The organism is Streptomyces sp. SID12488, from assembly GCF_010548275.1.
GTDB lineage: Bacteria > Actinomycetota > Actinomycetes > Streptomycetales > Streptomycetaceae > Streptomyces.
On the sequence record NZ_JAAGLT010000045.1, the window covers coordinates 1 to 21,743 of the forward strand.

Genomic DNA, 21,743 nt, shown 5'->3' on the forward strand with positions numbered 1-21,743 from the left:
TCGACACTCACATGATCACCGGGACCGTGCCTGTACTGCGTCCGCCCCTGCCCGAACCGGGACGTCCGACGCGACTCCCAACCAGCCCGGCGATCCGGACGAACCCCAATCACGCAACGCCCCCTGGATTCGTGGTCAGCTGCAGCAGGAGTGCTTTTGATCCGATCGTGGGGGTGATGTCACCGGAGGCTTCGATGGTGACACCTTGCTTTTCCGCGAGAGGAAGGAGTGTCTCGGTGGCCTCCTCCACGAACAGGGAAAGGTCGACACGTTCTCGGGAGAAGGACTTCTGGTTGGCGTGGCTGAGCAGGAGCAGTGCTTCGGTGAGGTTGATCGCGCGGGTGTTGACGGCGTGGAGGCGATCGATGACTTCCCCGGCGTCGAAATTCGGATCGGTCCGGGCCACGTCGAGAAGCGCCTTCGAGATCGCCAGCGGGGTACGCAACTCGTGAGAGGCATTGGCTGCGAATCTCTGCTGTTCGGCGACGTGTGCTTCCAGCCGTGCGAGCATCGCGTCGAAGGCGTCGGCCAGTTCGCGGAACTCGTCCCTGCGGCCCGGCAGCCGGATCCGGTGGGAGAGCGATCGGTTCGTGGCCATACGTGTGGCGTCGGCGATCCGGGTCAGGGGGGCGAGCATACGACCGGCGAGGATCCATCCTCCGACGAGGCCGAACACCAGCAGGAATGCCAACACTGCGGCTGCCCTCGGAGCGAAAAGGTGCAGGAGGTTGGACCGGACGGGAAAAACACCATTGTTGGACAGGCCATCGGGGACGATGAGTTTCGCACGGTCGGGGACGTAACGCAGGAGGAACACCCACACCGCCGAGAGCAGCAGGACGCCGGCAAGCATCAGGAATCCGGCGTAGCTGAGGGCGAGTTTGAGGCGAACGCTCAACCCGGATGCCCTATCCACGCTCGTCCCCTTCGTGTCCGGCCCCCGGTTGCGTGTCGATGCGGTAGCCGACGCCCGGCACGGTGGCGATGATCCAGGGTTCGCCGAGCCGCTTGCGCAGTGCTGAGACGGTGATGCGGACGGCGTTGGTGAAGGGGTCGGCGTTCTCGTCCCACGCGCGTTCCAGCATTTCCTCCGCACTCACGACACCGCCTTCGGCAGCGACCAGGACTTCGAGCACGGCGAACTGCTTCCTGGTCAGTGCCACGTAGCGACCGTCCCGGTAGACCTCTCTGCGGAACGGGTCCAACCGAAGACCTGCGATCTCCCGTACGGGCGGTCTGTTGTGGGCACGTCTGCGGTCGAGAGCTCTGAGCCTGAGCGCGAGCTCTCGGAGTTCGAAGGGTTTCGTGAGGTAGTCGTCGGCGCCGATTTCGAACCCGGAGGCCTTGTCGTCGAGGCGGTCGGCTGCGGTGAGCATGAGGATCGGCATGCCGCTGCCCGAGGCGACGATGCGTTCGGTGATCTCGTCACCGGACGGTCCAGGAATGTCTCGGTCAAGGACGGCGATGTCGTAGGTGCTGATGCTCAGCAGTTCCAGAGCGGTGTCGCCGTCACCCGCGATGTCGGCGGCGATCGCTTCCAGGCGTAGGCCATCGCGGATGGCTTCTGCCAGATAGGGCTCGTCCTCGACGATCAACACACGCATGCAGTTGATGCTACGAGCCGACGCATATCGTCGGCGTATCGAAAACCGCATACGCGCCGGCAACACCGCACTGCCTTGACTGGCAGCATGGCTCGAACCCCATCCTCACCACCGACACCGACCCGCCGGATTCACTGGCTTCTCGCCGTGGGCGTGAAAGCCGTCATCGCAGCGAGCACGGCGGCCCCCGGCTGCCGGTCGCAGAATTCCTCGGAGTCCTCTGCTGCACCAGCGCCGAAGTCCTCGGCCACACCACAGAATGTTCATCGCAGTGAGCACTCCGGTGTGCCTGACGAGGCGGTCATTGCCCGTCCCGACGACGTGACTGTCCTCCATTCCCAGTACGGGTCCGCACACCAGGCCGCCAAAGGAGTGGCCACCGCAGCGACGTCGCCTCACGTCAGCGATGCGATCGATCACGGTTGCCCGCGCATGTACGCCGCCCCCACCCAGGCCCCGAGGACGCGGCCGGCAGTGAACGAGGACAGACGATGACGCAGGCGGACACGGCGGACACGGCGGACACGGCGGACACGGCGGACACGGCGGAGACCGGGCAGGGCGACGCCGACCACCGGGACAGCGGCCCAGGTACCTGGCGCGCGGGCATCCGACGGGCGATCCTCATCGGCTCCCACCGCGGGCCCTGGAAACGCGGCCCGGTACTCGCGGCAACGGCGCTGCTGCTGGGCCTGTTCATGCTGCTGCACGCGAGGATCCCGAACCGGATCGGGAATCTCGGCAGCCTGGTGGAGACCATCCTGCCGTGGTTCGGCCTCCTCATCCCGGTGCTGCTGGCCGGGGCGCTCTGGCGCCGCTCCGCCTCCGCGGTGGCCGCGCTGCTGCTGCCGGTCCTGGTGTGGCTGCACCTCTTCGGCGGGCTGCTCAGCGACAAGTCCCACGCGGGCAGTGATCTCGTCGTGGCCAGCCACAACGTCAACGCCAACAACCCCGACCCGGTCGGCACCGCCCGCGACCTGGCCGCCGCCGGCGCGGACGTGCTGGCACTGGAGGAGATCACCCCGCAGGCGAAGCCGCTGTACGAGAGGGAACTGGCGAAGGCGTACCCGTACCACACGGTGCAGGGCACGGTCGGGCTGTGGAGCAAGCTGCCGCTGTCGGACACCCGGCCGGTCGACACCAGGATGGACGTCGGGCCGCTGGCGGACACCAAGCCGCTCGCCGTCAGGATGGCCTACACGCGGGCGCTGCGCACCACGGTGGCCACGGACCAGGGTCCGCTGGCGGTGTACGTGGCCCACCTGGGATCCGCACGGGTGAATCCCAGGGCGGGCTTCTGGACAGCCTCGCGGGACGGAGGCGCGCAGGCGCTCGGCAAGGCCATCGCCGCCGAGCCGAATGAGCGGTTGGTGCTGCTCGGCGACCTGAACGGCAGCATGGACGACCGCGCGTTCGACGGCATCACCTCACGGCTGCGCTCGACTCAGGATGCGTCCGGGAACGGCTTCGGCTTCAGCTGGCCGGCGAAGTTCCCGGTGGTGCGGATCGATCAGATCCTGGTCCGCGGCGTGAAGCCGGAGAGTTCGTGGTCGCTGCCGGCCACGGGCAGTGACCACCTGCCGGTGGCGGCCGGAATCAGCTGGTGAACCTACGGTCAGGAGATTCGCAGCGGACTGGCCCAGCGCGACCGACGTGATCGAATACGCAGACCGGCACCCGATCGCCGACGGCTCGACACCTCCGGCGCCCTGGCGCTGGGCGCGCACTGCACGGTGCTGTCCGGACGGGCCGACGTCACGCCCAGGACCGGCCGGTGCCCGGCCACCGACATTCGCGTGCTCCGGCAGTGCGGCGACGAGGGCTGGGCGGTGTACGCGGCGCCGGGGGTCGGCCAACAGGTCCGTGGCGAGCGCCGGGCGGTCGGCGTACGGCGATTGCGGGCGGCGAGTAGGCCGCAACAGAGCCGACGCGGCGTAAGCCGGCAGGGGTCAGCCGTCGACAACCTGGGTGATGTCCTCCGGGTCCAGGCCGGTGAGTTGCGCGATGCGCTGCGCGGGAATTCCGGAGGTGAGCGCCCGGTGGACCAGGGACCGCCAGTCCTGGGTGGTGTCCCGGAAGCTGAGCAGCTCGGACTCCATGTCCGTCACGGAGCTGGGCGCGCAGGCCTGTTCCACCCGCACCGTCTCCTCCTCGCTCAGGGGGACTGGCAGGCGCTCCGCATCGTCAGGAATGAGCACCTCGGCCCCGGACGGCACGATCCTGACGCATTCGGAGGAGGCGGGGACGCCGTGCGCGTGCAGCCATCCCAGCACTGCAGGAGTCTCGGCACACTCCAACTCGCCGACAGTGGCCAGGGCCGCGCCCAGACGCGGATGACGCTCGGGAAGAACGAACAACAAGGCATCGTCGGCCATGGTTGTGGCACCACTCTCTCGCAGAAACGTGAACACGAACGTGATGCCAATACCCTCGGAAGGGAGTCCGACCCCAAGTGAATCGCCAACTCGCCGGTGTTGATGGCCAAGCCCATCAACTCGTTGAGCAGGCTGACGACGTTGACGACGTTGACGTCGTCACGGGCGACACCGCGCGACCCGCGCCACCGGCCGCGCCTGCGAGCAAGTCACTGTCCGCTGCGGATCCTGAAGGTCGACGACGGCGGCCGCCGTCGTCTGAGAGGTGGCGGGCCTATCTGGACGCGGACGTGCACGAGGGCCGGCTACCGGACGGATTTCCTCCAAGCGGACGTGCTCGGTTCTGAACGGGCAGTGCTGCGAGGTGTGTTCGGGCCGCCACCGGCCTCCCGGCCCCGTACGGATCGCCGCTCATGGTTCACGACTGTGGCGCCCCCTCAGGGAACGTGAAAGCCCCGACTGGACGGGGGAGACCAGCCGGGGCGGTGTGGTGGTGGCGTGCGGAGGGCGGTCGCCTCGCGGCGGAGGGCTCCATGGGGCTTCAGCCGAACGATCTTCCCCATGGGCTATGGGTGAGGCCCGGGGACACTGTCCCCTCCGCAGCCACATACAGATGAACAGGTAACTACCCCTGCTTGTTCCGCAGTTGAGTCCGGGCATCATGTGACCTGGGGCACGCGCCCTCGTGAGACGAGGCGCCTCCGCGGTTTCGGCCGCGCGGCCGGGCGCATCTCGGTCCGCGTCAGCAATGTCACGGTCGCGGTGGAAGGACACCAGCTCATCGACGGCCAAGGTAGGCCAGGGCCCTGCCCACCCGAACCAGGCTCTTGCCGTCGCCTGGCAGTGGGCGGACGCACGCAGCATCTCAACTCTCCATCTCCCGAAGTCTGTTGGAGTAGCAGCATGAGGAATCCGACCGCCGCCACCTACCGAGGGAGTCTCGCGGTTCCCCAGGCGAAACAGGTTCTCGCTCTCGGCGTCCTGAGCCGACTGCCCTCCGGCCTGATCCCGTTCTCCGTGCTGGTCTCCTTCACTCAGCACTACGGCATCGGGATCGCCGGCCTGGCTTCCGCCGCCCTGATGCTCGCCATCGCCCTCCCCGGCCCCGCCCGTGCACGATGGTGCTCCAGCCGTGGCCCCGCCATGGTCCTGCTCATGGCGCTGTCCAGTTTGGTGATGTTCGCCGCCGCGGTGGCGGCGATCAGCCTGAGTCGTTGGCAGGTTCCGCTCGCGCTCACTGCCGCGGCAGGCGCGTTGTTCCCGCCCCTGACTCCCAGTCTGCGGGCAGCCTGGTCCCGGTTGATGCCCGATAAACAGCACCTTCAGAGCATCCATGCGCTGGACTCGACCGTCGAGGAGCTGACGTTCGTCGTCGCCCCACTGCTGGGAACCGCTGCCATGGCGCTGACCGACGCCCGCTGGGTGCTCGTTTCCAGTGCGTTCCTCCTTGTGCCCGCAGCCCTGGGCCTCACCGGCGTGCTGCGTGCACTGCCTGACGTCGAGGTGGCTGCGGCGTCCAGCTCCGAGGCGGGAGCGCGGCACCGGTCGATCATTCGGACCCGTGACGGCCAGGGCATCACGATGCCCGTCATCGTCCTCGGGCTCTGCGGAGGCGGCCTGACCGTCATCATCCCGGCTGCCGCCGCCGGCCACGGAAACGTCATCTCATCCGGCTACTCATTTGCCGCGTTCTCACTCGGCGGCCTCGTCGGCGGACTGGCCTACGGGCGCGGGAAGTGGAAGGCATCCCTGCGAACGCACTGCACGGCAGCCACGGGCGGACTCGTGGCGGGTGCGCTGCTGCTGGCCGCACTCTCACAAACACCACTGACCATTCTGGCCGTCTTCTGTATCGGTCTTCCCATGACCCCGATCTTCGTGATCGCCTACCTCCTCGTCGACGAACGGATCGACCCCTCACGGCACGCGGAAGCCAACGCCTGGCTCGGCTCGGGCTACAACCTGGGATCCGCAGCAGGCTCCGCACTCGGCGGTCAATTGCTCGCTCTCACGGGCCCCCGTCCGGTGGCCATCACCCTTGCCGGTTTAGCGCTCATCGCGACCGGCATCGCTCGACGACTACCGGATCAGCAGTCGTCGCCGGTCGGGAACGCGGTACCGAGGAGGCCGCAGTCTGAAGTCTGACCCCAATGGGTGCTCATGACATGCGCCTCCTTCCTGGCGACGTGTCTGATCGGCGGGGTGGGCGGGACAGCGGTGTCAGTCGGCCAGCTGGTTGAGCTTGCGCGGCGTGGTGGGTCGTTGCACCAGTGTGTTGCCGGGCCGCTCATTTGGATCAAGGTCTGGCGGGGCTGCGATACGGAAACGACGTTTGTTCGCGCGGAATCGGTACAGACGATGAACTGACACAGCCTTTATCTGGAAGCGGAGAAAACCATGGGCATCATCGCGTGGATCGTCATCGGCCTGCTCGCAGGCGTCATCGCCAAGGCTCTGATGCCGGGCAAGGACCCGGGCGGCATCATCATCACCATGCTCATCGGTATCGCCGGTGGTCTGCTTGGTGGCTGGCTCGGCAAGGTGATATTCGGCGTCGACTCCATCGACGGGTTCTTCGACATCTCGACCTGGATCGCCGCGATCGTCGGCTCCTTCATCCTGCTCGCCCTCTACCGCGTCGTCACCGGCAACCGGCATTCGAGCCGTCACGCCTGACCTGCTGACGGCAATACGCGTGCGACGCGCTGGACGGCTCCCTCCTGTTCACAGGACGGGAGCCGTCAGCCTGCCGGAGGGAGTAACAAGCCATACGGGCTCGGCTATGTCGTGTGTTGTCTCGCGAGGAGTCTGCAAATCCAGTTGCTCGTCAAGCAGATGACTGTGCGGTTTGGTTACGGACTGCTGGAGTCGGCGCATTTGAGACGTTGCTCAACGAAGAAGCTGGTGTCGTTCCGGAGTTGAAGACTGCGATTCCGCTGGTCGGGGAGAGGGTCGGCGGTCCGGTGGGAATAGCGGCCCGTCGTGCTGTCGCTGTTCGAGAGATCGTGGATGCCGTCTCTGGTCTGGCTGTTGAAACAGAATGAGCTGGGTGCTCGCCGTCGTCTGGACGAGCTGCGGGATGAGCCCTACCGCGTCCAGGCCGAGCTGGCTGTGGCCGAGCGGGAATGGAACGAGCGGGCCATCGCCCGCTTGCGGGTCGACGAGGCGCCGACCCCGGCGGACGAGAGCGAGCAGGACCACGCCCGGACCGACCGGACTGCGCAGGTTGCCGAGGAGCGGACCGGAAGGACCTCCCCGGTGCCGGTGCCGGTTGCGGCGGAGCCGAAGTCGCAGGCGCCGGTGTGGGCGGGGCGGGGCGCTTGTTCGGACGGTAGCTGGAGCGGTTCCTGATGACCTGTCTCGGTGAGAGACCGTCTGCCCCGGTCACCAGCGCTGAGGTCAGTTGCCGGGTTTCGGGTAGAGCTGGTTCAGCACCGCGAAGTCGCGTGACGGCGGGTGCAGGGGGAATTCCGGGTCGGACATGCAACTGTTGGTCGAGTTGTTCGTGACGCGGTGGCGTCCGCCGCCGGGGCATCCGTCGGTGTACCGGGGGTAGTAGGCGTCTACTTTGGTCGGAGCCCGCAGGCTGCCCTGAGCGAGCCGCTGAACGGTCGCTGAAGACACCTACGGCGGCATGTGCAAGTCAATAGAGGCAGGGGTGAATCGGACGCTCGGGGCCCGAGCCGGGCGCACATCCTGATCGGTCACGTGGTTCGGAGAACACGCGGCATCTCGGCCACCGTCGGCGGGGGAGATGGGTGGGCGCGTTCGTACTGTTCGTGCCAAGCCGTGATCGTGAAAAGGAGTGCAATGGCTGCCACGAGCAGTTGGACCGCTCCTGCGAACGGATGCGCCGAGTACAGGAAGATCACGGCGATCACCAGCGCGCCCAGCGTGAACCCGCCGAGCCAGAGAATCGGAACCCAGTCCATCGCCGGTGCCACGGGCTGCTCGTCCGCACGGCCCCAACCACGGATGATCGACGTCAGCCCCAGCAGAAGGGCGACCGGGATTTCGATGAGCAGCACGATCAGGCTTATGCAGCCACCCGCGAACCCGTCGCCTCGCGAGTCTGAATGCTTTGCAGGCCGGTAATCGTTGCCCGGCAAGCGCGGTTTACGCGAACTCGGCTCGAAGCGCATGGACACACGCTCGTACGTTACGCCGTGCGCTGCATCACGGTTCACCAGCCCGAGACTGAGTCGTGGCCGAGCGGAGCACCCCGCAGGCCTCCTGTGGTCTGCCCTGCGAACACCGGGCTGCACCACAATGAGGAGCCGGAAGGCTCGAGGATGGCCAGTTCGACGGTGCGGACGTGGGCATCCCACTTGCTTGAGCGGTAGCCGATGCGGTGGGTGATGCCTTCATCGCTTTCCTGCCCGTGCTCGGCGTTGCACAGGCGCCGGCCTTCGTGGACAGGAGCATGTCGCCGAACGTCTTGACCATCGAGCGCGGCAGATGCCGGACTCACCGCAGCGAGAACGCCATCGGCTAGGGCATGCGGGGGCCGCACTGCCAGGTGCGGCCAACCGTACTGATCCCCTTCGCTACTCGACATCTCGAAGGCCAGCCGGTGGCCGCTCATCCATACATTCCACCAAGGCAGCTCAGGCTGCCCGTTCGTGTCCTTCTGCCAGACGCATTGTGTGGGGCGGATGCGGTCAGCGGCGGCCGCGGAATTTGCTCAGCAGGCTCTTGGCCTGGCTCCGGCGACGCGGGTCGGCTGCGGCCCGCCGCGCTTGCTCGGCCGTACGACGCCCTTGGGGGCTCCTCGCGAACTGCTTGATGCGTTCCAACATGCGTGACATGCGGCTCCATCCCTCGGTTCCGGCCAGTACCTTCCTCGGTTCGACTACCCCTTGTGGGACGACTCAGCCCTCCCAGCTGGCGAGATGTGCGGCGCGCGGCCGGATGGCAATGGAGCCGTAGCACGTGTCGCCGAGAACGTGGACCGGCCGCACCCGGGGCGGCCCGGGCCGCTGCGGGGCACCCGTATCGTCTCCATCACGGCGGTGAACTGGGTGCATTCGTTGGAGTTGCCAGCTGTGACGCAGAAGGGGAGTGAGCGGCCCAAGGCGTCGCAGGCGAGGTGGGATTTACTGATCGGGCTGCCCCGGTAGCGCCCAAGGGCGGGCCCCAGCGCCCTCCTTCCGGGCCCCCGCCGATCCTCGCCCAGGTTGGTGAACCAGTCGTCGACAGTGTCCTGATGGAAGCGGTCCTCGAGGAACACGCACCCTTGGTATTCGACGGTCTCGGGGCAGAACAGCCAGGCCGCGGCCAGGACGAAACGCAGGCCGCCCTCGAAGTCGAGGAAGTTGTCCGGGCCGAGCTCCTCGCCCTTCCACTCGGTGCGCCATCGCTTGAAGAACGCCGGCAGCTCACGCTCGGACCATGCCGGTCTGCTTCTGCTCACGGGATCTCCCAGGAGGAAGGAGGTGCGCACTTCCGTCGACGGGCGCACGAAGGCCTCACCGGTTTTCGGATCGGTAATGCGCACGTACTTTACGACGTGCGGGGTCTCCACTCCGCCATGCGGCCGGGCCGATCCGGTGCGAGGTTACGCGTCTCGGTCGGCTTCCTGAGCTGCACGTTCCACCCGGCTTCGATAGTTTTCCCACCACGCCGAGTCGCCGGGCGCCATGCTCGCGTTGGCCTTGTTCAACCCCACGGACCCGTCTATGAGCTCCCGGACAATATCGGCGTGTCCGGTGTGCTGGTGCGTCTCGGCAATTATGCGCACCACGGCGTGATGCAACGTCAGCTCGTTCGCGTCGCTCGGCCACCACGGCACCTTGCCTGTTGAGTGCAGCGCCAGCGCATCGATCGTCGAGTCCGAGTGTGCCCACGCTCGACGGTAAAGCTCCACGATGTACTCACGTGACTCATCGGCGGTGGCCCACATGTCCGCGTTGAGCTCGGCACCGTCTTCGAGCCAGGGCAACGGCTCGCCGGACGGCCGTCCGAAGGTGTCACCAAGGTAGCCGAACTCCATGCTGGCCACATGTTTCACCAGGCCGAGGAGGTTGGTGCCGGTCGGTGTCAGCGGGCGGCGGATGTCGTATTCCGAGAGCCCTTCGAGCTTCCACAGCAGAGCATCGCGGGCGGACTGCAGGTAGAAGCGGAGGTCAGCCTTGGGGTCCGATGTCATGGGGCCAGTCTGCCTCTCACGGGATCCTTTCCGCCGCCTCTGCCTACCACTCGCCGCCTGTCCTAAAAGCCGAAGGAGTTGTGCGGTTCGGGGTCGGTGCGGAACATCCGGGCCAGCTGCCCGATCGCGCCGTCGGAGTGCGGAGTGATGTGGCCCGCGTAGGTAAGGTCGTGCGCCGACATGCCTCCGAAGTAGAGCGAACTGAGCGCCGGCACCGTGATGGTCAGGTCCGGCTCCTGGTCGGTGGCTACGCAGGTCGCTGCGGGCCCGCCTGCGCGGAGAAGCCATGTCCGGTTGTTCGCCGGGCACATTTGGTCGTCATCGATACTGAACGCCAACTCGTCGGCCGTGTCGTACGTACGTTGTGTCAGGGCGCGGGGGACGTCGAGCAGGCGTGCCCACAGGTTGTCCGACTGGCGGGTGATGCGCATCGCCCGTGGGCTCGCGAGCATCCACCGCAGTGGTTCGTCGCGCGGACGGCCGGGCGACACGATGGTCCTGGTGAGGTCGAAGTCGACCAGCACACTCCACAGGGCGCGATAGGCCACCGGGTTCGTCGCTTCCAACGCCTCAACGACGAGTGTTCCCGCGTTGCCCACTGTCGAGGACCATGGCAGTCGAAAGTTGGCTATGCCGTCCACATCGCCGTGCTGGTCACGGTGGACGAGGTACCGCAGAGGTCCGTTCGTGCCGTCCGCGCCGTCGGACAGTCCGTCCCAGCGCCCGGGCAGGGGGGTGAGCTCACCGACACGGGATGCACGCACCTCCGCGTGCACCATGGGCCACAACTTCTTCGCCCGCGTGGCGTCGACCAGCTCCAGCGAACCTGGATCGGGCGCTGCCGGAAGGAGGGCCGCCTCGTGACGGTCCAGCTCCCACCGCACCCGGTAGGTCGCCGGCGAGAAACCGAATCGGCCGTAGATGCTGCCCTCACTCGCGCTGAGCATCGCCAACGTCTCGCCCCGATCCAGGGCCGCCTCGAACATGGCCTGCATCATCCGCCGCAGGTGACCGCGTCGGCGGTGTGTAGCGATCACCGCGGTAGCGGTGACGCCGGCCATCCTGACCGTACCTCCGCCGGGGACTGTCACATCGAAGGAGATCGTTGCCGATGCGCCGACGCATGCACCGTCGGCGAATGTCCCGATCGGGTGGAAGGACTCGTCCTTGGCGTCAGCTTCTGCCCACTTCTCAAGCTGCTCGGCGGTTGCCGGAGTGCGCTGCGGAGGCCACGGCTCCGGACCACCGTGCCACGCGGCGTCGGCCGGCTCCCAGCTCGGCAATCCGTTCGCGTACGGCAGAGCCAGGTAGTACGCGTTCATCTCATCGCGCCGTGGCGGACGGACCTGAATAGCCATGCCGGACATTGGATCCACCGCCATCGCCTGCACACAACCGAATACTTGCTCGCCGAGTTGCCAAACCGACCACTCACCACGGCTGTACCGCTACCACTCCTGGCTGCAGGCGCGATCAGGCCGGCTCAACCAGCACCCCCGGCTACGGGTGAGGCTGGCCTGTCCCGTCGCCCGGTTCGGGGCGATGCACCCCGCGTGGCCGATACCCGAGGCGGTCCGACCGTCCCACCAGATCTGCCAGCAGCCAGATGATGGCCAGCCACATCTCCGTTCCCTGCAGGCCCGGTTCCGGGCCCGGCCCCGCCGTACCCGGTCCGAATCCGAAGCCTGTCCCGTCCTGCCAGCTCGACAGAGCAGCGGTGAGGCGACGTTCGGCCCAGGCCCGGATCTCGGCCGCCCGATAGGTGTTGTCGCCTCCGCCTCCGCCGCCCAACTGCCTTGTGCACAGCCACAACGGGTGCGCGACGTCCAGTACGTTGCAGGCGTTCTCGCGGCCCGCGCCGAAGTAGCGGGCGTCGCGACTGTGGTCCAGTACCGCGTCCACGACCCGCTCCGGATGCGGCACGGGCATCCCGAACTGCGCGAAGGAACCCCGTGTGAGCCGGTAGTAGCCGTTCACCACCTGGAGGCGGCCGGCGGTGGTCGAGGGGCTGCCCCACATGCCGGTCCAGGGGTCGGCCCGGGTGAGGAGCCAGCCGAAGAGGGCTTCGAGCGTGCCCGGTGCAAGGCGGGCGCCGGCGGGGTGCCGTAGGTTCCAATGGGCGGCTGTGGCCCAGGAGTCGATCCAGGCGCCCGCGCCCCATGCACTGTCATGCCAGGGCAACCCCTGTAGACGCACCATAAGTTGACTGGCCGTCATGTCGCCTACTCCACGGATCGGTTGAGGGAGAGAAGCGCCCAGGAGATCCAGCGCGTAGCCCACCGACAGGACGTGGTACAGGGCCGGGCCCTCGCCGATGAAGCCGTCGGCGTCCATGACGGGTGGCCGCTCACCGAGTTCGGGTATCAGGCCGGTTACCTGGTCCTGGAGGGACGCCAGGCGATCGATGTGTTCCGTCCTGTCCAGTTGCTCGGGGGCGGATGACAGCAGCACGTCGGCGATCTCCACGGCGTCGCAGTGTGCCCGCACGGTGGGTGCGGCGTCGGGGCGGTCGGTGTAGTGGTCGCCGTTCCAGCAGCGGGCCAGGATGCCGGCGGCCTGGGCACGGGCGGTGTCGGCGAACCGGGCCAGAGCGTCGCCGTCGCCGTCACCGCCTCCTGGAGCGCTCGGCCGTCGGCGGCCCCCCGTCTCGCGCCGGTCCCGGATCCGCCGCGCCGGATTCCCCGCCGCCACCGTCCACGCCGGTAGGTCCTTCGTCACCACCGCCCCGGCGCCGATCACGCAGTGGTCGCCGATGGTGACGCCGTCAACGACAACCACCTGGGAGCCGATCCAGACGTCGTCGCCGACGGTGATGCCCCGGCTGGTCTGCGGTTGCCGGAAGACCGGCTGGTCGGGGGCCATCGAGTGGTTGAAGCCCAGGAGCGAGGTGTGGGCGCCGATTCGTACGCCGGTACCCAGGGAGATGGTGCCGCGGGCCACGGTGAACGGGTTCAGCGTGCAGTCCGTGCCCGTGGTCAGGGTGCCGGTGACGTAGGAGTGGGCGGCGATGTACGAGTCGTCGCCCAGTCGCAGGAGGTCGGGGAAGACCGCCGCCGACTCGGCCACGTAGCAACGCTCGCCCACCTCGCTGTCCCCGCCGAGGGACCGTTGCCGCTCCCGCTGCGCGGCTCGTCGCTCCTCCGTGGCCTCCTTCTCGAACAGCCAGGGGCAGTGGTCGAAGCGGTCGGACGCGGGCACGGACGGCTGCTGTCGGTGATCCATGAGAGCACGCTAGGCAGATGCGTGGCGCGCGAGGAAGAGGGCTTGGCCGCCGGACCGGCTACCCCTGTCGCAGCCTTCAGCAGGCGTGGCGAGTCGTCTGCGATCAGACGGTCGGGTCGGGCATGATCTCCCGGACCTCTTGCGCGCATCGGCACGCGGCAGCGATCTTGCCAGCCCACTCCAGCGCGTCCTCACGTGAGGGCACATCGATGATCGAGAACCCGCCGAGCACCGCCTTGGTCTCCGGGTACGGGCCGTTGGTGACGGTCCCGTCGGTGGCCACGACGCTCGCCCGCTGGCTTTCCAGTCCACCGCCGAAGACCCACACAGCGGCGTCCTTAGCCTGACGCACCACCTCGTGCGAAGCCTTGGCCACCTCGGGCAGCTCCTCCTCCGGGAAGGTCATCGCGCCGTCATCGAACGAGATCAGATACCGCGTCATACATGGCTCCCTCGGCCGTTGGCCACCTTGGGTCGCCCTCACCCTACGACGAACGCCTCCCTTCAGAACCCGACGCTCCCCGCGGCTTCCGAAACAGGCCATGGGTTGATCTTCAACCTCGATAGCCGTGGTCCACCACCGACCAGGCTCACGCGCCACCCAGGGTTCGGCCCGTCGCTGTGCAACGCGGACAGGGTCGTGGACCAGGTCTTCATAGGGCCGGTTGACACCTTGGGAGACGAAGTATGCCTACGCCTGAGCAGATCTGGGCAGACGCCGATCTCCCCACCCGTAGGCTTGTCGGGCTGGCCCTCAACCCGTCCGTGCCGGAGAGCATCCTCCTGCGACTGCTCTCTGACGCTCCGCTTGCCGTACGGATGGTGCTGTGCCGGGACCGTATCCTGCCCGACGCCGTCGTCGACGCGGTGATCGAGCACCCCGACACCTACACCCGCAGCTTCTTCGCGCGTACCCCCACGCCGATCCGGCCCAGCGAGTTCGCCTGACGAGCGCAGCCACCTCACGACCCGGCCGAACTTCCCGACCAACGGCCTGGTCGCCTTCGCCGACCACGAGGACCCTGAGGTCCGGGCCTTGGCCGCACGAGACCCCGAAACCGAGTCGGCAGCCGTGGAGCGGCCCACCCAGGACCCGGAACACGCCGTGAAGGCTGCGGCGACGCACCACCCGAACCTTCCGCAGTCCCGGCTGGAAGAACTCCTCGACGACGAGGAGCCGGCCCACGCTGCGGCTGCGAACCCGGCGCTGAACCTGGAGACGATCCGCCGACTGGTGAGGACGGACGGCCGACGGGTAGGGCCGCCGGCGTAGCGGGCAGCTCCCGGTCGCCCTCTGCGCTCCGCGAAGGACGAGTTGCTGTCGACGGCCAGGTCGACGAGGTTCTTCATGTCCTGGCCGTCGTCGGAAACGAGGCTCGACAGCGGCGCATCGCACTCTGCGCCATTGCTCCTGAGACAGGGAGCGAGCGGGCCGGCTCCTGCAGATCGTCTCGTCGCCCGCCCGACGGGGCCGGGCCGACTTCTGCTTCGACACACCACGCCGAACACGACAGGCGCAGCGGTGGCCCCGAGATACGGGAACCTGACGGGTGGCAGACGGCCTGGCCGTGCCACTGACAGAGGCCGGCGAGGCGCTGCTCGCCGACTTGATCGCACTGTTGGCTGTGTCGGCCTGGACGAGCCTGCCCGGACCGTCCCTCATACCGTCCCCGGTCGAGCCCTGGCAGGTTCGGTACGCGGGCCGATTCGGCGTCACGGCAGACCCGCTCTCGGGGCGCGGACACCAGAGACCGTGTTGCCGCCGAGCGCGCGGCGACAACAGGTACCAGGCGCGGGGCGTCAGGGCCCCGCTGCCCGGTGAGATGTCCTCGACGCAGTCGAAGGCGGTAGTACGAAAGGCATCGGCCTCCGGGTGTTCGAAAAGAGGGTGTCAGCCCTTGATGCCGGTCTGGGCGATCCCCTGTACCAGCCAGCGCTGGAGGAAGAGGAACACGAATACCAGGGGCAGGATGGAAAAGGCGGTGGCCATGAAGATCATATGGAATATGACGGTCTGGTTGGACATGTAGTTGGAGAGCGCAACCTGAACGGTCCACGCGTCCGGACTCTGACCGATGACCAGCGGCCACAGGAAGGAGTTCCAGCCCTGGATGAAAGTGATGGTCGCCATCGCCGCGAAGAAGTTCAGCGAGTTGGGCACCACGATGCGCCAGTACGCACCCCAGTAGCCCAGTCCGTCCACGCGCGCCGCCTCCTCCAACTCCTTGGGGAATCCCAGGAAGTACTGCCGGAACAGGAAGCAGGTGAAACCACTGAACAGGCCCGGGACGATGAGCCCCTGGTAGGTGTCCACCCAGCCGAGCGACGAGACCAGCACGAAGCTCGGGACGAAGGTGACCGCCGTGGGGACCATCAGGGTCCCCAGGACGGCGTAGAAGACCTTGTTGGCGTGTTTGTACGGTATGCGGGCCAGACCGTAGCCGGCGAGGGAGCACACCAGCAGGACACCGATGGTGTGGAGGGTGGCCACGACCGCCGAGTTCCACAGGGACTGGGCGAAGGGCACCGTCCCGTCGTTGAACAGCTCGCTGATGTTGCCCCACTGGATGTCCGTGGGGAAGAACTTCCAGTTCTCGCCCGTGATGTCGGTGTCCGTGGAGAGGGCGTTGCGGACCAGCAGGTAGAACGGGACCAGGAAGAGGAAGCCGGCGATCCCGGTGGCGATGTAGAGCCCGGTGGAGCTCATCACGCCGCCACCGCGCTGGACGCGGCTGGGCTTGTCCGGCGGAGGCGCGGAATCCCGTACCTCGGGTACCTCGGGCATCGTGGTGGTCACTTGGACTCCTCTCCCCTTCCGAAGCCCATGAACTTGCCCTGGAGCAGGGTCACGGCACAGATCAGCACGGTCAGGATGACCGCGCCCGCGCTGCCGGCACCGTAGTCCTGGCTCTCGCCCAGGGCCTTGTAGTACAGCTCGACCAGGGGTGGACGACCCCAGGTCGTCTTCGACAGAAGGTTGTAGAACTCGTCGAACGCCTGGTAGGCGGCGACCAGCAGCAGTAGGACCACGGCGGTGGACGTGGCGCGCAGCTGGGGCAGTGTGATGTACCGGAAGGTCTGCCAGCCGGGCTTGGCGCCGTCGATGGCGGCGGCCTCGTACAGCTCGCCCGGGATGTTCTGCAGCGCGGCGATGAACAGGATCATGTAGAAGCCGGACTGCAGCCACAGACGCGCACTGACGATGACCACCCAGTACCAGGGCGGATTGGGGTCGACCAGCCAGGCGATGTTCTCGATCCCGAACCAGCCGAGGATCGTGTTCATCAGGCCGAACCGGACCCCGCTGAAGATGGACATCTTCCAGATCAGCGAGGCGGCCACATAGCTGCACGCGGTCGGCAGGAAGAAGACCGACCGGAAGAACGCCCGCATGAAGCGCAGCCGGTTCACCAGCAGGGCCAGCCCGAGTGAGAGCGCCCAGGTGGTGGGCACGATGAACGCGGCGAAGGCGGTGAAGGTGCCGAGCGAGCCGACGAAGTCGTCGTTCGTCAGCATGTACGTGTAGTTCTCGAAGCCGACGAACTTGTCGGGTGTGACGGTGAAGCGGGCTTCGAAGAAGCTGAGCCAGAGGCTCCAGAGGATCGGCGCGTAGACGAAGACCGCCAGGCCGATGAGGAACGGCCCGGTGAAGAGCCAGAATGTGAAGGTGGGGCTGCCCCACAGACCCCGCCGCGGCTTGGCCGGTGAGGCCTTCGCCGTGGCGGGGCGCGCGAGGTCGCGCGTCTTGGTCGTCGACATGTCGTGGTCCGTTCCGCGGTCTATCCGAAGAGCTTCTTGAGCTCGCGGTTGACGGCCTCGTCGGCCTTGTCGAGGGCCTTTTCCGGGTCCATGTCCTTACGGACGGCGTTGGCGAAGACGTCCTCGAGGGAGGTGATCATGGCCTGGGTCCAGCCGATGTTGTCGAAGTGCCCGAACTCGTTGAAGAGCTTGACGCCCTCAGCCGCGTTGCCCGACTTGAGCTTGGTGGCCGACTGTGCGAGCGAGGTGCGCGGCGGGATGTGGAAGCCGTAGGAGGTGGCCCAGTCCTCCTGGTACTGCTTCTGGTCGATCCACAGCCACTTGACGTACTCCTTGGCGGCCTCGACGTTCTCGCTCTTGGCGTTGACGAACATCGACCAGCCGCCGTTGTAGACCGACTGCTTGCCGGAGTCGATCGTCTTGGGGAAGGGGAAGATCCCCCAGTCGTCGCCGAGCGCGGCCTGGATCCCCGGCATCGCCCACATACCGCAGAACTGGATGGCGCACAGGCCCTGGTTGAGGGAGGAGGGGTCCCAGGACGCGGTCGGTGCGCCGAGGAGAAGGTCGCCGCTGGTGAACAGCTTGCGCATCTTCTTGATGCCCTCGATCACGCCGTCCGTGTGGTAGGCGATCTCGTTCTTCTCGTTGAGGGTGTCGGCGCCGGCCGACCAGATCATCGGGCTGACGACACTGTGCAGGTCGTCGCCCATGTACAGGCCCTTGACCTTGCCGGTGGTCAGCTTGGCCGCGGCCTCCATCAGCTCGTCGAGCGTGGTCGGCACCTCGACCTTGGCCTTCTCCAGCATCGACTTCCGGTAGAAGAAGAACTGCGGGTCGTCGATCATGCGGACGCCGTATATCTTGCCGTCGACCGTGTGCGACTTGATGTCGGCCGGGTTGAAGTCGTCCTTGACCGGATCGATGATGTCGGTCAGATCCGCCACCTGACCGCTCTTGATCATCTGGATCTGCGGGTGGAACTCGAAGAGGTCGGGCGCGTTCTTGGTGAGCAGTGTCGCGAAGAGCTTGCTCTCGAAGTCGGCGCTGGTGATCCACTGCGTGGTCACGTTGGCCTTGTCGTAGGCCTTGGCGTACTTCTTGATGGCCTGCTCGGTGCCCGCCTCGCCGTACGCGTGGAAGTACTGCGTGAGGTTCGTGCCCGAACCGGCCCCACCGGAGCGCCCGTTGTTGCCGCCGCAGGCGGTCAGCGCGCCCGCGGCGGACAGGCCCGCCGCGGCCCGGAGGATGGATCGGCGGTCCCAGTTACTGCTGCTCATTGCCGACATGTTGACGTCCTTGTCTCGAAGTGCGGCTGTGCCTCTGCGGCCGGATGACCAAATGGGTTGCAGGGCGGGACGGTAACTTTCGAAAAAGCCTTCGGCAAGGGGTTGGACGAAGGCTGTGCGAAACGTTGCGTCCGTTCGGAATGACGAACGCGAGGGTGTGGCAAAGGGGTTAAGTCCGCTGGGCGCTTCGCTGAGGATCCGTCCGTTGGTCTTCAGCAACCAGCGTTGGACCGCGTCACCTGTGTGGTCCACGGCCGTAACAAGGCCTGAACTCCCGCCGGACGGCTGCTTGCCCTCCTCAACGGGCCTTTGATCAACGGGGCTTGGACCTGGCGCTCGAAGTACTGCTGGTCGGTTCGTTCACCCACCAGGTGTCCGACACACCAACGTCGATGGTCTGTGCGGTGTGGGGGAGACCTCGGCCACCGTGAGGGTGGTGGCCGAGCCGGTCGGACAGAGCGTCAGCGGGGTCCGGTGGGTACGAATGCGACTACTGGATTACTGGATTGCTGCAGTCCGCAAGACCGGTCCGTTGGCGTGGGGACAGACCATGTGTGTCCCTTCCGTCGTCATGAAAGCGGTGCGATACGGCTCTGGCTCCTTGCGGGGGCGGCGCGCTTCAATGCCCTCCGTCCGCCTACGGACTGCAGGGCACCTTCGAGTGCGAACGTGGCCGCGCCCAGACACACCGGGTCGGTGGGGATGGGGGAGAGGACGATATCGGTGGCGGTCATGGGCCGTGGCAGCGCGTGCCGGGCGACGGCCTTGCGTACCTCTGTGACCAGGGGCTCACCCAGGGCAGCCGCGACCCAGCTGCTGAGCACGACCACTTCGGGGTTGAACAGGTTGACCAGATCGGCGATGCCGGCACCGAGGTAGCGGACGGTGTCGCGGACCACCTTGAGGGCCACCGGGTCGTGTTCTTGCAGCCCCCGGGCCAGTGCGGCGATGGTGGCCGTCTGGTCCTCCGGGTACAGCAGAGTGCTCTGAGGACTCAGCTCCTGCAGGTTCAACATGATCCCGGACGCACCGACGTACGCCTCCACGCAGCCGTGCTTGCCGCAGCGGCACAGCCTGCCGTCCAGGACGATCGTGGTGTGGCCCCATTCGCCTGCGCTGTTGCTCCCACCTCGGTGCAGCCCGCCGCCCAGCACGAGTCCGACGCCCACCCCGGTCCCGAGATTGACCACCACGGCGTCCACGCGCCCGCGCGCGGCCCCGAACCACAGTTCGGCCACCGCGCAGGCGCGCAGTGGATTGTCCAGGTGAAGGGGATAAGCGATGTACTCGGCCAGTAGGTCGAGGAGTGGTACGTCGTGCCAGTCCCAGTTGGGCGCGTACTCCACGAAGCCGGTGACACGGTCCACCTGGCCCGGCATGCTCACGCCGACACCGAGCACGCGTGCACCCGAGACTCCAGCTTGTGTGACAACCGACCCGATGGCCGCAGTGACATGGCTGACCACCTGCTCTGGGAGGCTTTCCCCGGGCCCGACATCCTCTTCGGCACGCGCCAGGACGTTCAGAGCGAGGTCGAACAACTCGACCCGCACGTACGTTTCTGCGATGTCCACGCCGATCAACGCGCCTCCCGAAGCGTTGATGGCCACCAGGCCCCGGGGCCGGCCACCCGCCGAGTCCTCGAACCCGACTTCGGTCAGAATGCCGATCTCCAGCAGTTCACCGACAAGTGTGGCGACCGTGGCCGTGCTGAGCCCGGAAGTGGCGGCCAGTTTCTGGCGGGAAACGGGTGACGTGGCGATGATCTGGCGCAGTACTTCGTATCGGTTCGCGGTTCGGATGTCACGTGACGTGCGCTTCACCGACGACACGAATCTCCTCGATCCTCCCTGACCGGGCCGGGCCTCACTGCACCGGTGGGGCGTAAGGGTATAGCTAGCAATGGCTTTCGACAATGGGTTAGAAAAAGGGTCAGGGAAAAAGCGATCTGACGGTTGGGAACGGCTGCCCGCCTTACGAGCTCGTACATGGTTGACGGCGAGGCGTCGAGTCCTTGATGGTTGGTCACGGGTGTGTGGTGGGAACGTGACTCGTGCGGTGGCCATCGGTAACCGGCGGATCGCGGGCCTGACGGCCGATGTGGTTGCTGAATTCGTCGCTGAAGTCGGCCCGTTGAGGTATGAGCGTCGCCAGGGCCGGCTTGCCTCCCGGCAGCGGAGGCGGGCGTCGACCCCTACCGCGACCATCCGCGCGCTCGCCGCGCGGCCGAACCGGTAGTTGCTGTCACCCACTTCGCAGAGGAGATCCGGGAGCTGGGCTACACCGGCATCGCGCACCTCGTCGTCCGCTCAATCAGAACCTGTCTCTCTACGCCGTGGACGATCTCCGCGGGATCAGCATGGTTGTCAGCCTTGGGTGTCAGAATCGGTGGCATGCCGCTGTCTGACTACTTTTCTGCCGCTGATGACCAGGCCGCCATCTCGGTCCTCCAGACGCTGGGAGGGCCGGAGAAGGCAGGGCTCGACGTGGTCTTGCTGGAGAACATTGACCCGGTCGTCGCGATTGCCCTGCTCGAATCCGTCATGACCGGGTGCAGCTATGAGGAGGCCCGTGAACTCCCGCGGTCGGGGGAACTGCTGTCCTCGCCGGAGGGTGAGTCCTTGGTCGTCAGCGTGTCTGACAGCTTGGTCGATGCTCTTGCCGCAGCATCGCGGGACGATCTCGTTCGTGCTGCCGAACTGTGGTCGATGACCGACGAACTCCGGCAGCTGGGTATCAGCGTCGAAGTCACGGTCGAGGTCCTGGAGGAGTTGGCCGGCTTGACTCAGCGTGCTCTGGCCTCCGGGCTGCGGCTGTATTGCTGGTTGGCCCTGTGAGTCACCGGCGTCCGGCGGCGTTGTCCTTGCTCAGCAGTTCGCGTCGTTGGCGGGTGCCGTAGGAGTCGCCGGTCAGGGCGAGAACCCGTCGTTCGACCTGGTGCACCCTGCAGCGTTGGCCATGGGTTGCCATGGGTCTCGTGCGGCAGGATGCTGCGGGCAGAGGCCGGGACGCCGGTTGTCCGAGGACGAGCGGGAGGTGATCCACAGGAACGTCGACCGTGTCCGGGCGACTTGCGAGTGGATTGTGACTGCCGTCGACAGCGGTCATCTGGACATGGACGAGGAGCTGACCAAACTGCTACGAGGCGAAAAGCCGTGCCGCGCCGATCACGGCGCGAGGGCGATAGCGCCCGCGAGTACGCCGAGGCCCTCTGACGGGTGCTGATGTCGGCCCGCCCCGCCGGTCTGCACATGCCGCAGCTGATGCGGGCCATCGAACTGACTCGAAGTCAGGTACGCTCCGGGCTCGCGATGCTGCGCGACGTCATCGCCAAGAAGGGCTGGCAGCC

General features: G+C 66.9%; 21 protein-coding genes and 3 pseudogenes. 8 read left to right on the forward strand and 16 right to left on the reverse strand.

The window, feature by feature from the left end:
* Positions 1–127: 127 nt before the first annotated feature.
* Together G3I56_RS39560 and G3I56_RS39565 are read right to left on the reverse strand one after the other, a co-directional pair.
* Positions 128–898: pseudogene (locus G3I56_RS39560) on the reverse strand (HAMP domain-containing sensor histidine kinase); the annotation flags it as partial.
* A gap of 10 nt (positions 899–908) precedes the next feature.
* On the reverse strand, positions 909–1,604 hold the full coding sequence (locus G3I56_RS39565) for a response regulator transcription factor (protein ID WP_164417887.1): 696 nt from the start codon (positions 1,602–1,604) through the stop codon (positions 909–911).
* A 491-nt stretch (positions 1,605–2,095) separates the two neighbouring features.
* Here G3I56_RS39565 and G3I56_RS39570 point away from each other — a divergent pair, with 491 nt between their 5' ends.
* Positions 2,096–3,211 (forward strand): endonuclease/exonuclease/phosphatase family protein, encoded by a 1,116-nt coding sequence (locus tag G3I56_RS39570; RefSeq protein ID WP_164417889.1) that lies wholly within the window; start codon positions 2,096–2,098, stop codon positions 3,209–3,211.
* Positions 3,212–3,553: 342 nt separating this feature from the next.
* On the opposite strand, the gene G3I56_RS39575 is transcribed toward G3I56_RS39570, so the two are convergent.
* Positions 3,554–3,979: a DUF6003 family protein gene (locus G3I56_RS39575; protein ID WP_164417891.1), complete on the reverse strand. Its 426-nt coding sequence runs from the start codon at positions 3,977–3,979 to the stop codon at positions 3,554–3,556.
* Positions 3,980–4,882: 903 nt separating this feature from the next.
* Between G3I56_RS39575 and G3I56_RS39580 the strand changes: the two genes are divergently transcribed.
* The 3 genes from G3I56_RS39580 (at position 4,883) to G3I56_RS39590 (ending at position 7,330) form a co-directional block, all read left to right on the forward strand.
* A complete protein-coding gene (locus G3I56_RS39580) occupies positions 4,883–6,124 on the forward strand; it encodes an MFS transporter (RefSeq protein WP_343240198.1) in 1,242 nt (413 codons plus the stop codon).
* A 252-nt stretch (positions 6,125–6,376) separates the two neighbouring features.
* Positions 6,377–6,655: a GlsB/YeaQ/YmgE family stress response membrane protein gene (locus G3I56_RS39585; RefSeq protein WP_164417894.1), complete on the forward strand. Its 279-nt coding sequence runs from the start codon at positions 6,377–6,379 to the stop codon at positions 6,653–6,655.
* 306 nt (positions 6,656–6,961) lie between these two features.
* Complete coding sequence (locus G3I56_RS39590; RefSeq protein WP_164417883.1) at positions 6,962–7,330, forward strand: hypothetical protein; 369 nt, start codon at positions 6,962–6,964, stop codon at positions 7,328–7,330.
* 48 nt (positions 7,331–7,378) lie between these two features.
* Here G3I56_RS39590 and G3I56_RS39595 read toward each other — a convergent pair whose 3' ends face one another.
* From G3I56_RS39595 to G3I56_RS39635, 9 genes and pseudogenes are all read right to left on the reverse strand, one after another.
* Positions 7,379–7,603 (reverse strand): hypothetical protein, encoded by a 225-nt coding sequence (locus G3I56_RS39595; protein ID WP_164417896.1) that lies wholly within the window; start codon positions 7,601–7,603, stop codon positions 7,379–7,381.
* Between the two features lie 80 nt (positions 7,604–7,683).
* Complete coding sequence (locus tag G3I56_RS39600) at positions 7,684–8,121, reverse strand: DUF6234 family protein (protein ID WP_164417898.1); 438 nt, start codon at positions 8,119–8,121, stop codon at positions 7,684–7,686.
* A gap of 41 nt (positions 8,122–8,162) precedes the next feature.
* Positions 8,163–8,564 (reverse strand): hypothetical protein, encoded by a 402-nt coding sequence (locus G3I56_RS39605; protein WP_164417900.1) that lies wholly within the window; start codon positions 8,562–8,564, stop codon positions 8,163–8,165.
* 367 nt (positions 8,565–8,931) lie between these two features.
* A pseudogene (locus tag G3I56_RS44430) lies at positions 8,932–9,116 on the reverse strand (IS5/IS1182 family transposase); the annotation flags it as partial.
* A 312-nt stretch (positions 9,117–9,428) separates the two neighbouring features.
* Positions 9,429–9,506 (reverse strand): annotated as a pseudogene (locus tag G3I56_RS44915) (hypothetical protein); the annotation flags it as partial.
* A gap of 30 nt (positions 9,507–9,536) precedes the next feature.
* Positions 9,537–10,127: a DinB family protein gene (locus tag G3I56_RS39620; RefSeq protein WP_164417902.1), complete on the reverse strand. Its 591-nt coding sequence runs from the start codon at positions 10,125–10,127 to the stop codon at positions 9,537–9,539.
* A 62-nt stretch (positions 10,128–10,189) separates the two neighbouring features.
* Entirely contained in the window at positions 10,190–11,485 is a 1,296-nt protein-coding gene (locus G3I56_RS39625) for a GNAT family N-acetyltransferase (protein ID WP_239135381.1), read from the reverse strand.
* A gap of 142 nt (positions 11,486–11,627) precedes the next feature.
* On the reverse strand, positions 11,628–13,349 hold the full coding sequence (locus G3I56_RS39630) for an acyltransferase (RefSeq protein ID WP_164417903.1): 1,722 nt from the start codon (positions 13,347–13,349) through the stop codon (positions 11,628–11,630).
* Between the two features lie 103 nt (positions 13,350–13,452).
* The gene (locus G3I56_RS39635; protein WP_164417905.1) at positions 13,453–13,791 is read right to left on the reverse strand and encodes a YciI family protein; all 339 of its coding nucleotides are present in this window, start codon (positions 13,789–13,791) and stop codon (positions 13,453–13,455) included.
* Positions 13,792–14,036: 245 nt separating this feature from the next.
* On the opposite strand from G3I56_RS39635, the gene G3I56_RS39640 reads away from it, so the two are divergent.
* Positions 14,037–14,297, forward strand: coding sequence for a hypothetical protein (locus G3I56_RS39640; RefSeq protein ID WP_203691746.1), 261 nt, complete (start codon positions 14,037–14,039; stop codon positions 14,295–14,297).
* Positions 14,298–14,385: 88 nt separating this feature from the next.
* Complete coding sequence (locus G3I56_RS39645; protein WP_164417907.1) at positions 14,386–14,622, forward strand: hypothetical protein; 237 nt, start codon at positions 14,386–14,388, stop codon at positions 14,620–14,622.
* A 618-nt stretch (positions 14,623–15,240) separates the two neighbouring features.
* On the opposite strand, the gene G3I56_RS39650 is transcribed toward G3I56_RS39645, so the two are convergent.
* The 4 genes from G3I56_RS39650 to G3I56_RS39665 all read right to left on the reverse strand — a co-directional run bounded on the left by G3I56_RS39650 (position 15,241) and on the right by G3I56_RS39665 (position 20,226).
* Positions 15,241–16,134, reverse strand: a complete 894-nt coding sequence (locus G3I56_RS39650; protein ID WP_164417959.1) for a carbohydrate ABC transporter permease — start codon at positions 16,132–16,134, stop codon at positions 15,241–15,243.
* Between the two features lie 8 nt (positions 16,135–16,142).
* Positions 16,143–17,108, reverse strand: a complete 966-nt coding sequence (locus tag G3I56_RS39655) for a sugar ABC transporter permease (protein WP_164417909.1) — start codon at positions 17,106–17,108, stop codon at positions 16,143–16,145.
* A gap of 20 nt (positions 17,109–17,128) precedes the next feature.
* The gene (locus G3I56_RS39660; RefSeq protein ID WP_164417911.1) at positions 17,129–18,385 is read right to left on the reverse strand and encodes a sugar ABC transporter substrate-binding protein; all 1,257 of its coding nucleotides are present in this window, start codon (positions 18,383–18,385) and stop codon (positions 17,129–17,131) included.
* A 578-nt stretch (positions 18,386–18,963) separates the two neighbouring features.
* Entirely contained in the window at positions 18,964–20,226 is a 1,263-nt protein-coding gene (locus G3I56_RS39665; protein WP_164417913.1) for an ROK family protein, read from the reverse strand.
* A gap of 561 nt (positions 20,227–20,787) precedes the next feature.
* Between G3I56_RS39665 and G3I56_RS39670 the strand changes: the two genes are divergently transcribed.
* Both G3I56_RS39670 and G3I56_RS44440 read left to right on the forward strand, forming a co-directional pair.
* Positions 20,788–21,231, forward strand: a complete 444-nt coding sequence (locus tag G3I56_RS39670; RefSeq protein ID WP_203691748.1) for a hypothetical protein — start codon at positions 20,788–20,790, stop codon at positions 21,229–21,231.
* Between the two features lie 121 nt (positions 21,232–21,352).
* A complete protein-coding gene (locus tag G3I56_RS44440) occupies positions 21,353–21,619 on the forward strand; it encodes a DUF6192 family protein (protein WP_239135384.1) in 267 nt (88 codons plus the stop codon).
* Positions 21,620–21,743 lie beyond the last annotated feature (124 nt).